This is a genomic window from Aminobacter sp. J41 (assembly GCF_000526635.1).
GTDB lineage: Bacteria > Pseudomonadota > Alphaproteobacteria > Rhizobiales > Rhizobiaceae > Aerobium.
The window spans coordinates 83,971-96,136 of the sequence record NZ_JAGL01000014.1 but is presented as its reverse complement, the minus strand read 5'-3'; the positions used below and the strand labels follow the sequence as shown (position 1 = coordinate 96,136).

The following is a 12,166-nucleotide window of genomic DNA, read 5'->3' as shown; positions in this document are numbered from 1 at the left end:
TCCTCAGCCAGGCCGACAGCCGCTCGGCATAGGCATCAAGCTTGCTCGGCCGATCCGGCACCTGGAAGCGGGGCTCCACCTCGTCGGATCGCAGGTATTTGCGGATCGTGTTCCGCGACAGTCCCGTGCGCCGTGCAATCTCCCGGATCGAATGTCCATCCCGCAGATGCCAGCGTCGGATAACGCTCAGTAACGCCATGTCTATCACTCCAAAATCCCCTGCGATCAACCAGCAGGGGTGGGTTCAAACATGGGTCACTTCTCAATGGAAAAACCGCCCAATCCCGGGTCAGTTCTCGGCGGAAATCAACAACGGATGATCGCCGAGGGCGTCCCGCGCGACGTCGCCAGCAACCAGACCGTCATCGAGGCGTATCTGGGGCCGGGCATGGCCGCGCGCCTCAAGAGCCAGCAGACGGAGGCCGCATCGTGACCGAGCGCGACACCATCATCGAGGTGAAAGGCCTGCGCGCGGGCTACGGCGCGGTCGAGGTGCTGCGCGGCATCGACCTCACCATCCGGCGCGGCGACATCGTCGCCCTGCTCGGCTCCAACGGCGTCGGCAAGACGACCTTCAACGCCGTGCTGTCCGGCCTCATCAGGCCGTGGGCAGGTACGGTGAAGTTCAATGGCGCCGACGTGACCGGGTGCGATGCCGTTCACATGGTCGATGCGGGGCTCTCGCTGGTGCCGGAGGGCCGGCTGATCTTCCCGAACCTCACGGTGAAGGAAAACCTGATCCTTGGCGCCTACCGCCGCGCTGGTTCTCGCCGCGAGGCCAACATCGACAAGGTCGTTTCCATCTTCCCGCGTCTCAAGGAGCGCTTCGAGCAGAAGGCTGGGACTCTCTCCGGTGGCGAGCAGCAGATGCTGGCGATTGGCCGCGGCATGATGGCCGAGCCTGAGCTTCTGATCCTCGACGAGCCTTCGCTCGGCCTCTCGCCGCTGCTGGTCGAGGAAATGTTCAACCTCATCCGGCGGCTCAACGAGGAAGGCCTGACGATCCTGCTCGTCGAGCAGAACGTTGCCCAGTCGCTGGAGATCGCGACGACCGGCTACGTGCTCGAAAACGGCACCATCAGCCTGTCCGGCCCGGCCGCCGAGTTGATGACCAACCCCGACCTGCAACGCAGCTATCTGGGGATTTGAGAATGCCCATGCCCCCCATGACCCTTGCAGAAAAGATCATCGCCAAAGCGGCGGGGCGCGCGTCCGTCGCGCCCGGCGAGGTTGTGACCACGAAGGTCGATCTCGCGATGATCCACGATTCCGGCGGCCCGCGCCGCGTGGAGCCGATCCTGAAGCGCCTCGGCGTCGGCCTGTTCGACCGCGACAAGGTGGTGCTGATCTCCGACCACTACGTGCCGGGCGACACCGAGGAAGGCGCGGCGATCCTCGCGCTCACCCGCGAGTGGGCGAAGGAGAAAAAGGTCGCCTTCTATGACGGCGAAGGCATCTGCCACGTCGTCCTGCCCGAGCGCGGGCACTTGAAACCCGGCATGCTGGTGGTCGGCGGCGACAGCCATTCGCCCACCGGCGGCGCGTTCGGCGCCTACATGTTCGGCGTCGGCGCAACCGAAATGGCCGGAGTGCTCGCGACCGGCGAGATCTGGCTGCGCGTGCCGGAAACCATCCGCATCGAATGGACGGGCAAGCTCGGCGCGCACCTGATGGCGAAGGACATGGTGCTCGCCATGTGCGGCAGGTTGGGCATGGACGGCGGACGCTACCAGGCGATCGAATATGCCGGCGAGACGGTGCGGGCGCTTTCCATGCAGGAGCGGATGACGCTCTCCAACATGGCGGCGGAACTCGGCGCGCAGGCCGGCCTGATCGCGCCCGACAAGACGACGATCGACTGGCTTGCCGAGCACGGCGCGACCGACCTGCCCGATCCTGCCGACTGGCAGGGCGATCCGGATGCGCCGGTTGCCGAAACCCACTTCTTCAATGCCGATGAGCTGGCGCCGCAGGTGGCGGCGCCGCACTCGCCGGCCAATGCCGCGCCGGTTACCGACTATGAGCCGACGCGTATCGACGTCGCGTATATCGGTGCCTGCACCGGCGCGAAGTATGTCGATCTCAAGGCAGCCGCCGAGATCATCCGCGGCCGCAGGCTCGCGCCCGGCGTCGAGCTGCTGGTCGCCCCCTCCTCGAAGCGCGACCAGGAGCGCGCCGCGCGCGACGGCATCATGAAGGTGCTGGAGGATGCGGGCGCGAAGGTGCTGCCCAACGCCTGCGGGATTTGCGCCGGCTACGGCTCGGCGCGCCTTGGCGAAGACGTCACCTGCATCTCCACCACCGCCCGCAACTTCCGCGGCCGCATGGGCGCGAAGTCGTCAAAGGTCTATCTCGGCTCGCCCTACACGGTGGCCGCATCCGCGATTGCCGGGCGCATTGCCGACCCGCGCGAGATTGGAGCCGGCGCATGAGCAAGGCATTCGTCTACGGCGACGACATCGACACCGATGCGCTCGCCCCCGGCCAGTACATGAGCGGCGGCATCGAGCAGATCGCGGCGCACTGCCTCGAGACCGTCGATCCGGATTTCGCCTCGCAGGTGAAGCCCGGCGACGTCCTCATCGCCGGCAAGAATTTCGGCATGGGCTCCTCACGCGAACAGGCGGCGCAGGCGCTGAAGCATCTTGGCCTCGCCGGCGTCGTTGCCCGCTCCTATGCGGGCATCTTCTACCGCAACGCGATCAATCTAGGCCTGCCGGTCCTCGTCGGCGGGGCGGAGCTCGACCGGGTGAAGCCGGGCGACGCAGTGGAGCTCGACATGGCCAACAGCCGGCTCATCACCGAGGCGGGGCCGATCGAGCTCGAGCCCCTGCCCGACTTCCTGCTCGCCATGCTCGCCGATGGCGGCCTCGTGCCGCATCTCGAAAAGCGTTTTGCGCGGCAACGCGCCAATGACGGAGAAAAACAATGACGCGCCTCAAAGCGCGCCTCGGCAACGGGGAGATCGTCGTCGCACCGGGCGTCTATGACGGCCTGTCGGCGCTGATCGCCTCTCAGGCGGGCGCGGAAGCCATCTACCTGTCCGGCGCATCGCTCGCCTACACCCGCTTCGGCCGTCCCGACATCGGGCTCGTCACCGCAACGGAAGTCGCCGACACCATCGCGGCGATCTGCGACCGGGTCACGCTGCCGCTGATCGTCGACGGCGACACCGGCTTCGGCAACGCGCTCAACGTCCAGCGCACCGTGCGCACCTTCGAGCGGATGGGCGCTGCCGCGATCCAGCTCGAAGACCAGACGATGCCGAAGCGCTGCGGCCATCTCAACGGCAAGAACCTGGTTTCGACCGGCGAGATGATCGGCAAGATCAAGGCCGCCACCGACGCCCGCGCCAGCGGCGACTTCGTCATCATCGCCCGCACCGACGCGATTGCCGTCGAAGGTTTTGAAGCCGCGCTCGACCGCGCTGCCGCCTATGCCGAGGCTGGCGCGGACATGCTGTTCGTCGAGGCGCCGCGCACGGTCGAGGAGATGGAACAGATCGTTGCCGCGCTGGGCAAGACCGTTCCGCTGATGGCCAACATGGTCGAGGGCGGCAAGACCCCGCCGATGAACGCGCGCGACCTCGAAAAGATCGGCTACTCGCTGGTGATCTTCCCGGGCGGCCTCACCCGCGCGGTGGCCCATACCAGCCGCGCCTATTTCGAAAGCCTGCTTCGGACCGGTTCCAACCAGGCCTTCAGCAACCAGATGTTCGACTTCGCCGGCATCAACCAGATCGTCGGCACCAATGAGCTGCTTGAGACCGGCAGCGCTTACGACGAGAAGAGGTTCTCTCGATGATCGATCCCGTCCTCCTCGCCATTCTCAAGGGCCGTCTGGAACAGATAGCCGACGAGATGGACGCGACCCTGTTCCGCTCCGCCTTCAACCCGATCATCGCCGAGGCGCATGACGCATCGCATGGCATCTACGACGCGGTCACCGGCGACACGCTGGTGCAGGGCAAGTCCGGCCTGCCGATCTTCGTCGGCGTGATGGCCTTTGCCGTGAAGGCAGTGATCGAGAAGGCTGCAAAGTCCGGCGGGCCTAAGGACGGCGACGTCTGGATCTTCAACGATCCGTATGTCGGCGGCACGCATCTTTCCGACTTCCGCCTCGTGCGGCCGCTGTTCCGCGACGGCAAGGTGTTCTGCTACCTTGTCTCTGTCGGCCACTGGCACGACGTCGGCGGCAACGTCCCCGGCAACTACAACCCGGTCGCGACCGAGTCCTTCCAGGAAGGCATGCTGATCCCGCCGGTGAAGCTGTTCGACCGGGGCGAGCTGCGCCAGGACGTCATCGACATTCTCTCCGCCAACTCGCGCCTGCCGAACTCGCTGTTCGGCGACCTCAACGGCCAGATCAACGCGCTTGACCTTGGCGTCAAGCGCATGAACGAGCTGCTCGCCGACTATGGCGACGAGACGGTCGCGGCTGCGCTTGGCGAGCTCAAGGACCGCGCGGCGATGCTGATGCGCGCCGAGATCGAGCGGCTGCCCAAGGGCACCGTCTCGGCGGAGGATTATCTCGACAATGACGGCGTGGTCGACCAGCCGCTCACCATCGCGCTCGACCTCACCATCGAGAACGGGCGCATGGTGATGGACTTTTCGCGCTCCTCGCCCGCCTGCGCCGGTCCGGTCAACATTTCGCGGGCGACGACCATCGCCTCCTGCTACGTCGCGCTGAAACACGTCTTCGGCGACGTGCCGGCCAATGCCGGCGTGCTCGAACCGGTCGAGTTCATCATCCCTGAGGACAGTCTTCTCTCCGTCACCGCGCCGAAGCCGGTGGGCGGCTATACCGAAACGATCCTGCGCCTGATCGACGTCGTCTTCCAGGCGATCGCCAAGATCGCGCCCGAGCGCGCCAATGGCTGCGCGTACGGGACCATCAACGCGCTGTCGCTGGCCGGCTATCGCGGTCCGGACCGCAAGCGCTGGGTGATGTTCTCCTTCTTCGGCGGCGGCCATGGCGGGCATCCGGAGGGCGACGGCCTCAATCACGGCAACGCTCCGATCTCGACCGCGACCATCCCGCCGCTGGAAATCCTCGAGGCCGCCTACCCGGTCATGTTCACGCAGTGGGCGCTGCGGCCTGACAGCGGCGGCGCGGGACGCCACCGTGGCGGCCTTGGCGCGATCTACGAGATCGAGCTTCTGGAAGAGGAAGCGGACGTCTTCCTGTTCGGCGAGCGCGGCCGCTTCGCGCCCAAGGGCGTCGCCGGCGGCAAGGATGCCGTCCTCAACCGCTTCACCTACCAGCAGGACGATGGCGAACACAGCCCGCCGATGGCGTCGAAAATGGTCGGAATCAAGCTGAAGCGCGGCCAGCGCGTGCGGCTCGAAACCCCCGGTGGCGGCGGCTATGGCAACGTCGATGAGCGCGATCCGGCGCTGATCGAACGCGACGTCGCGCTCGGCTTCGTCACGCCCGAGGCCGCGGCCGAGACCTACAACCACCCCGTCAAGACCAGCAGCAAGGATGCCGCGTGATGGCTGCGAAGCGCTATGTGATCGGCGTGGATGTCGGCGGAACGTTCACCGACATCTTCGTCTACGACCAGATCGACCGTAAGGTTCAGACGACCAAGATCCCCTCCACCCGCGGCGACCAGTCGAAGGGCTTTGCCGAGGGCATCGCCCGCATCGTCCCCGACTTTTCCGAAATCGCCACCGTCGTGCACGGCACCACGGTCGGCACCAACGCGCTGCTCGAGCGCAAGGGCTCGCGTACCGGCATCATCACGACGAAGGGTTTTCGCGACGTGATCGAGATGCGCCGGCGCGACCGCCCGACGACCTGGGGCCTGTGGGGCCAGTACACGCCCGTCATCAGCCGCGAGCACCGGCTGGAGGTCGATGAGCGCGTGCTGGCCGACGGCACGGTGCGCGTTGCCGTCAATGACGATGAGGTACGCGTCCAGGCCGAGCAGCTGCTGGCGGCCGGCTGCGAGTCCGTCTGCGTCTTCTTCGTCAACGGCTACGCCAACGACGCCAACGAGCGCCGCGCGGTCGAGACGGTGCGCGCCGTCTGGCCGAATGGCTATGTCACTGCCGCAACCGAGATCGTGCCGGAAATCCGCGAGTTCGAACGGCTTTCGACCGCGGCCCTCAACGCCTATCTGCAGCCCGTCGTCTCCTCCTATCTCGACCGGCTCGAAAAGACGCTGAAGGAGCGCGGCTTTGCGGGCGATATCCTCATCGTGCAGTCGAATGGCGGCGTCATGTCGATCGACACCGCCAAGCGCTTCCCGGTCCGCACCGCGCTCTCCGGCCCTGCCGCCGGCGTGATGGCTGGCCAGGCGATCGCCAAGGCCGCCGGCTTTCCCAACATCATCACCTGCGACATGGGCGGCACCTCGTTCGACGTCTCGCTGGTGGCGAACGGCGAAAGCGCGCTCGCCGCGCAGACGGCGATCGACTTCGGCCTCGTCGTGCGCACGCCGATGATCGAGATCTCCACCATCGGCGCGGGCGGCGGCTCGATCGCCCGCATCGACAATGGCGGCATCCTGCAGGTCGGACCCGAATCCGCCGGCTCCGATCCGGGCCCCGTGTGCTACGGCCTCGGCAATGACCGCCCGACCGTCACCGACGCCAATGTCGTGCTTGGCCGCATCAACGCAGAGCGCCCGATCGGCGGCAAGCTCGCGCGCCTCGATGTCGAGGCAGCGCGCGCGGCTGTCGCAAGGCATATCGCCGACCCGCTCGGCCTCAGCGTCGAGGATGCGGCGGAAGCCATTCTCAAGATCGCCAACGCCAAGATGGCGGGCGCCATTCGCCTCGTCTCCATCGAGCGCGGCCATGATCCGGCAACCTTCGCGGCCATGCCGTTCGGCGGCGGCGGCGCGCTGCACACCGGCGCGCTCATCAAGGAAGTCGGCCTCAAATCCGCGCTGGTGCCGCGCTTCCCGGGCGTAACCTCGGCGCTCGGCTGCGTGGTCGCCGACATGCGCCACGACCGCGTGCAGACGGTCAACCGCCTGCTCGATGGCATCGATGCCGCCTCGCTTGGCGAGGAGATGGTGCGCGTTGCCGGCGAGACGGCGGCGTTGCTCGACCAGGCGGGCGTCGCCTTCGAGCGCGTCGACCGTATCTACGAGCTCGACATGCTCTATCTCGGCCAGACGCACACGGTCTCGGTGCCGCTGGAGATCGGCGAGGGCGGCCTCACCACCGACGCGATCCGCGCGGCCTTCAACGCGGCCTATCTCGAAGCCTTTGGCCGCCTGCTCGACGGCATCCCGATGCGCGTGATGAACTATCGCGTGGCCGTGGTCGGCCGCCGGCCGCAGTTCGACATGAGCTCGTTCGCGCCAGGCACGAGCAAGACCGCTGACGAATGCCAGACCGGCACGCGAAAGGTCTTTGCCGACGGCAAGTGGCACGACACGCCAATTTACGACCGCCTCGAACTCGGCGTCGGCGCCACGGTGAAGGGCCCGGCAATCCTCGAACAGGCAGACACCACCATCTTCGTCGATCCGGGCCTTGAGGGGCGCGTCGATGCCTTCGGCAATCTCATCATCTCGCGGAGCGCCGCATGAGCCACGCCGCCATCGACCCCATGAAAACCGCGCTGCTGATCGTCGACCTGCAGAACGATTTTCTCGACCCCAAGGGCGCCTATGGCCGTGCCGGCCAGACGGCGGAGGCGATTGCCGCGCTGCCGCAGAAGGTGAAGCCGCTGGCTGACGCCCTCAGGGCAAAGGGGGGCTATGTCGTCTCGACCCAGTTCACGCTGGTGCCGGGGCGCGGCGGCGAGCCGCTGATCTCGCCGCATCTGAAAGAGCTGCGGCCGTTCCTCAAAAAGGGCGACTTCCAGCCCGGCGCCTGGGGCCACCAGCTGGTAGACCTTTTGCAACCCGCCGACTTCTACGTCGAAAAAGTCGCCTATTCGGCCTTCTTCCAGTCGCGGCTCGAATTCGTGCTGAAGAAGGCGGGGATCGAGACGTTGTTCGTCTGCGGCATCGTCACCAATGGGGGTGTCGCCTCGACCGTGCGCGACGCGCATGTGCGCGACTTCAGGACCTTCGTGCTGGAGGATGGCTGCGCCGCCTTCTCGCACCGCACGCATGAGGCGGCGCTGCAGGACCTGTCGTCGATTACCAAAGTCGTCACCATCGCCGACGCGATCGGAATGGTTGCAGCATGAGCGAGATCCTGCCGGCTTCCGCGATGCGCGCCGACGTCGAGATCGACGTCGCCATCATCGGCGCGGGTGCGGCCGGGCTGGTCGCGGCCCTGCGCGCGGCTGAAACCGGCGCCGAGGTGCTGGTGCTGGAGCGTGACGCAAAGCCGACCGGCTCGACCTCGATGTCGTCCGGCTTCGTGCCGGCGCCCGCTACGCGCTTCCAGCGCGCGATCGGTATCGCTGACGACACGCCGGAGCTTTTTGCCGCCGACATCGCCGCCAAGAACCACGGAACCGGCGATGCTGCGCTCGCGGCAACGGTGAGCAAGGCAATCGGCCCGGCGCTCGAATGGCTCGCCGACAGCCACGGCCTCGAATGGCTGGTGCTCGACGATTTTCTCTACCCCGGTCACAGCCGCCACCGCATGCATGCCGTGCCTGAGCGTACGGGTGCCGCGCTGCTGCAGCGGCTTGCCGCGGCGGCGGATGCCGCCGACATCATGGTCGCCACGGGCGCGCATGTGACCGGTCTGTTCGCCGACGACAAAAAGATCGTCGGCTGCCGGATTGCCCGCGCCGATGGCGGCGAGGAACACCTTGCCTGCAAGGCGCTGGTGCTTGCCTGCAATGGCTATGGCGGCAATCCGGACCTCGTGAAGCAGCATATCCCGGAAATGGCGAATGCCGTCTATCACGGCCATGCCGGCAACCGGGGCGACGCGGTGCTGTGGGGTGAGCAGCTGGGGGCGGAGCTGCGCCACCTCTCCGGCTATCAGGGCCACGGTTCGCTCGCCTTTCCCCAGCAGATCCTCATCACCTGGGCGGTGATGATGGAGGGCGGCATTCAGGTGAACGCCAGTGGCGAGCGCTTCTCCAACGAGCATGGCGGCTATTCCGAGCAGGCGGTGAACGTGCTCGCCCAGCCCGGCGGCTTTGCCTGGAACGTCTACGACCGGCGTATCCACGACTTCGCGCTCAACTTCCCGGATTATCGCGAAGCGTTTGAGGCGGGCGCGATCCGCACCGCGCCGGACGCCCGCGCGCTGGCCTCTGCCATCTCGGTCCACCCCGACAAGCTGGAAGCCGCCCTTTCTGCCGTTGGCGAGATGCAATGCGGGGCGACTGCCGACCCCTTCGGCCGCGACTTCACCACCAAAGCGGCCCTTGTCGCTCCCTTCTACGCGGTGAAGGTCACCGGCGCGCTGTTCCACACGCAAGGTGGCCTCGTCGTCGACGAAACCGCCCGCGTCCTCGACCTCGACGCTTTCCCCTTCCCCAACCTCTTCGCCACCGGCGGTGCCGCCTGCGGCGTCTCGGGCCCGGACGTCTCCGGCTACCTCTCCGGCAACGGCCTCCTCACCGCCATCGCCCTTGGCTATCTGGCCGGTGCGGCGGCAGGGACTAGCCGCTAGCCCTCACCAGATCTCCGCCGGGCGCTGGATCATCAGCCAGAAGATGCCCAGCACGGCGGCGAAGGCGGGGAAGCCGAAGGCAAACCACAGCCTGAACAGGAAATGGTAGCGCTCGGGAAGCGGGGAGCCCGAGGCGACGGCAGCTTCCGCCAGGCGCCGCATCTCCATCTGCATCCAGACCACCGGCAGCCAGAACATGCCGGTGATGATGTAGAGGGCGATCGACAGGATGATCCAGTGGTCGGTGAGCCAGTAGCCGAGGTGCCAGACGAGGAGGAGGCCGGTGATCGGCTGAACGACCACGGCCGTGGCCGTAAACAGGAAGTCGGCGATCACGACGATACGGGCAACACCGGCAATGACCGGCGGATTGCCCGTGCGGTGGGCGACCAGCATGAAGAAGGCAATACCCGCCCCGGTGCCGAGCAGCACCGCGGCGCCGATGATGTGCAGGAATTTCAGGAAGAAATAAAGCATCAGCGCTCCTCCAGAATCCCGAGTGCCACGAAATGGAGCACGAGGATCGGCCAGATCTTGAGGAGCGGTCCGAGCGGTTCCTTCCAAAGCTCCGGCAGGATGAGCGTACCGGCGACCGCGTAGAACAGCGACAGAAGGATTGCCCCCCAAAGGCCAAGCCGCGTCGTGCGCCTGAAACTGATCGATAGCCCGATGACGATGTCGGCAAGCGCGCCGGCAACGACGCTCGGGCCGGCAAGGATCCCGGCGCCGCCCGCCAGCATCAGCCCGACGCCGATGTCGTAGCCCACCGTGAGCGAGATGATGCCGGTTGCCAGCCAGAACGCCGCGAGCACCACGAAGATGACGGGCTTGAGCAGGAAGAGCCGCGCGAACCAGCGCTCCTGCACCGTCGCAGGCTGGGCGGCGAGCGCCGCGCGCAGCGAAACGGGTTCAATGCCGGTTGCGTTGCGCCAGGCAGTGCCGTCGCCGACGGCGCCGCGGCCAATCTCGCGCGAAGCGGTCGAGCGCACCGCCGGACGCCAGCCGAGCCAGCCAGCCGCATCGCCCAGCTTGTAGAGCAAGGTTTCGAGAAAGCGCGGCGCGGCGAAGGTTCTGGCCGGCTTCCAGCCGAGCCAGCGGCGGTATTCGGCTATGACGCCTGCGAAAGACAGGCGCTCCGGCCCGACGAGTTCGATTTCCTGCTTCGCCGGTGCGTCCTGCGCCACCAGCCGCGCCACGGTTTCGGCGACGTCATCGAGCTGCACGACCTGCAGCTCGCCGGTGCCCTGCATCAAGGGCAGCCGCGGCAGGGCGGCAAGGCCGCGAAACAGCGCGCTCGCGCCGTAAACGCCGCGGCCGAGCACCACCGATGGCCGCAGGATCACCCAGTCGAGATTGCGCCGCTTGAGGTTCTCGTCGCCCTCCCGCTTGGTCGCGGAAAATGCGGATGGTGTTTCCCTGTCGACGCCGATCGCGGAGAAATGGATGACGCGCCGCACGCCGACGTCTTCGCAGGCCGAAAACAGCTGGTCGGCGCCTGTGACGTGTACGGCGCTGGTGCTGTCGCGGGCGCTGTCCTGAAAAGTGCCGGCGCAATTGACGACGACGTCCACGCCCTGAAGCAGCTCGGCCCAGCGGCCCGCCAGAGTGCTGCCCATCTCGGCGACGACGACGGCGGTTGAGCCCGGCGGCCGGCGGTCGCCTTCATGTCTCACCGCCGCGACGACGTCGTGGCCGTCGCGCGCCAGCCGCGCGCAGACCGCGCTGCCGATCAGGCCCGCGGCGCCGTTCACCAGGATCTTCATGCTCACTCCCGCACGATCAACACTGCTGCCGAACCCCAGTGGAACTGCGTTGTTCCGGGAACATCGCACGGACAGGACGGTTGGGTTCCAACCAGAAAGGGAGATTCCAATGTCCAGCAAGATGCCGCCAGTCCCCGGCAAGAACCAGAGCACGAAAGGCCCGGGCGAACACCGCACTGTTGCAGCCGATACGCGGCAGCATGGCACCCACGGCGCCGACAACCCTGACCGGCAGGGCCAGCAGGGCAACTCGAAGGTCAACACCACCCATCAGGGCCATCAGCAGGATCGTTGAACATGTCCACCTCGACCAAGCATCCCAACACCATCCGCCAGGGCGGCCCCGGCGCCTCGCACGAAAACGCCAAGGCGCCGCTCGAGATCAACAAGCCACCCGCCGACAGTGACGAACGCCGCACCAGCAAAGTTTCGGGCGGCGGAGGCGAGAAGGACAGCCACCACACCCACAATCCGCGGCAGAAGGGCGGCTGACCGGCGCGAAGGAGATCATCATGGCCAATGCAAGCAAGAAGAAGATCGGCGCGGGCGCGCAGGGCAAGGGCGACGGCAGCGGCGCCAACTCGGAGCTTCCGCGCGACCTCGTTGGCGAGAACGACATCCTCTCCAATCGCGACAAGGCGCAGCACAATGACGAGCGGGGCCTGGACGGTGCGCAGATCCGCAACGAGCAGCGCCAGGATCATGCCGGCAACCGGCTTCCGGAGGACTAGCACCCGCCGCATTCCGATAGTCGCCACTCCCGGCCCCGGGGCATCCTGCATGTGTCGGGGCCGCGTTCCTTCTACCCGCTGGACAAGCATTGAAAAGTGAGGCCATGATTGACCCCAGCCT

Annotated in this window: 15 protein-coding genes; 12 read left to right on the top strand and 3 right to left on the bottom strand. The window is 66.8% G+C overall.

Translation table 11 applies throughout. The annotated features are described in order from the left end of the window. Nucleotides 1-199 (bottom strand): helix-turn-helix domain-containing protein (locus tag L630_RS22470; RefSeq protein ID WP_024848417.1); only part of this gene is annotated, 199 nt, incomplete at its 3' end. A 66-nt stretch (nt 200-265) separates the two neighbouring features. Between L630_RS22470 and L630_RS22465 the strand changes: the two genes are divergently transcribed. Genes L630_RS22465 through L630_RS0111525 form a run of 9 tightly spaced genes read left to right on the top strand, consistent with a single transcriptional unit; the run spans nt 266 to nt 9,551 of the window. Continuing rightward, nucleotides 266-433 (top strand): hypothetical protein, encoded by a 168-nt coding sequence (locus L630_RS22465; RefSeq protein ID WP_245263713.1) that lies wholly within the window; start codon nt 266-268, stop codon nt 431-433. 14 nt (nt 434-447) lie between these two features. Continuing rightward, complete coding sequence (locus tag L630_RS0111560; RefSeq protein ID WP_024848416.1) at nt 448-1,149, top strand: ABC transporter ATP-binding protein; 702 nt, start codon at nt 448-450, stop codon at nt 1,147-1,149. Nucleotides 1,150-1,151: 2 nt separating this feature from the next. After that, complete coding sequence (locus L630_RS0111555; protein ID WP_198019543.1) at nt 1,152-2,432, top strand: 3-isopropylmalate dehydratase large subunit; 1,281 nt, start codon at nt 1,152-1,154, stop codon at nt 2,430-2,432. After that, nucleotides 2,429-2,932 carry a 3-isopropylmalate dehydratase gene (locus L630_RS0111550; RefSeq protein WP_024848414.1) on the top strand — a complete coding sequence of 168 codons (504 nt, stop codon included), beginning with the start codon at nt 2,429-2,431 and terminating at the stop codon, nt 2,930-2,932. The genes L630_RS0111555 and L630_RS0111550 overlap by 4 nt, the downstream gene beginning before the upstream one ends. Beyond that, on the top strand, nt 2,929-3,804 hold the full coding sequence (locus L630_RS0111545) for an isocitrate lyase/PEP mutase family protein (RefSeq protein ID WP_024848413.1): 876 nt from the start codon (nt 2,929-2,931) through the stop codon (nt 3,802-3,804). Before L630_RS0111550 ends, L630_RS0111545 begins: the two co-directional genes overlap by 4 nt. Continuing rightward, the gene (locus L630_RS0111540; protein ID WP_024848412.1) at nt 3,801-5,498 is read left to right on the top strand and encodes a hydantoinase B/oxoprolinase family protein; all 1,698 of its coding nucleotides are present in this window, start codon (nt 3,801-3,803) and stop codon (nt 5,496-5,498) included. Before L630_RS0111545 ends, L630_RS0111540 begins: the two co-directional genes overlap by 4 nt. Beyond that, nucleotides 5,498-7,552: a hydantoinase/oxoprolinase family protein gene (locus tag L630_RS0111535; RefSeq protein WP_024848411.1), complete on the top strand. Its 2,055-nt coding sequence runs from the start codon at nt 5,498-5,500 to the stop codon at nt 7,550-7,552. The genes L630_RS0111540 and L630_RS0111535 overlap by 1 nt, the downstream gene beginning before the upstream one ends. Then, nucleotides 7,549-8,160: an isochorismatase family cysteine hydrolase gene (locus L630_RS0111530; protein ID WP_024848410.1), complete on the top strand. Its 612-nt coding sequence runs from the start codon at nt 7,549-7,551 to the stop codon at nt 8,158-8,160. Before L630_RS0111535 ends, L630_RS0111530 begins: the two co-directional genes overlap by 4 nt. Continuing rightward, complete coding sequence (locus L630_RS0111525; protein ID WP_024848409.1) at nt 8,157-9,551, top strand: FAD-dependent oxidoreductase; 1,395 nt, start codon at nt 8,157-8,159, stop codon at nt 9,549-9,551. Before L630_RS0111530 ends, L630_RS0111525 begins: the two co-directional genes overlap by 4 nt. A gap of 3 nt (nt 9,552-9,554) precedes the next feature. On the opposite strand, the gene L630_RS0111520 is transcribed toward L630_RS0111525, so the two are convergent. Together L630_RS0111520 and L630_RS0111515 are read right to left on the bottom strand one after the other, a co-directional pair. Next, nucleotides 9,555-10,028 (bottom strand): DUF2269 domain-containing protein, encoded by a 474-nt coding sequence (locus L630_RS0111520; RefSeq protein WP_024848408.1) that lies wholly within the window; start codon nt 10,026-10,028, stop codon nt 9,555-9,557. Continuing rightward, the gene (locus L630_RS0111515) at nt 10,028-11,314 is read right to left on the bottom strand and encodes an SDR family oxidoreductase (RefSeq protein ID WP_024848407.1); all 1,287 of its coding nucleotides are present in this window, start codon (nt 11,312-11,314) and stop codon (nt 10,028-10,030) included. Before L630_RS0111515 ends, L630_RS0111520 begins: the two co-directional genes overlap by 1 nt. A 109-nt stretch (nt 11,315-11,423) precedes the next feature. On the opposite strand from L630_RS0111515, the gene L630_RS0111510 reads away from it, so the two are divergent. Genes L630_RS0111510 through L630_RS0111500 form a run of 3 tightly spaced genes read left to right on the top strand, consistent with a single transcriptional unit; the run spans nt 11,424 to nt 12,045 of the window. Then, nucleotides 11,424-11,609: a hypothetical protein gene (locus L630_RS0111510; protein ID WP_024848406.1), complete on the top strand. Its 186-nt coding sequence runs from the start codon at nt 11,424-11,426 to the stop codon at nt 11,607-11,609. Between the two features lie 2 nt (nt 11,610-11,611). Beyond that, entirely contained in the window at nt 11,612-11,806 is a 195-nt protein-coding gene (locus L630_RS0111505) for a hypothetical protein (RefSeq protein ID WP_024848405.1), read from the top strand. Nucleotides 11,807-11,826: 20 nt separating this feature from the next. After that, a complete protein-coding gene (locus L630_RS0111500) occupies nt 11,827-12,045 on the top strand; it encodes a hypothetical protein (protein WP_024848404.1) in 219 nt (72 codons plus the stop codon). Nucleotides 12,046-12,166 lie beyond the last annotated feature (121 nt).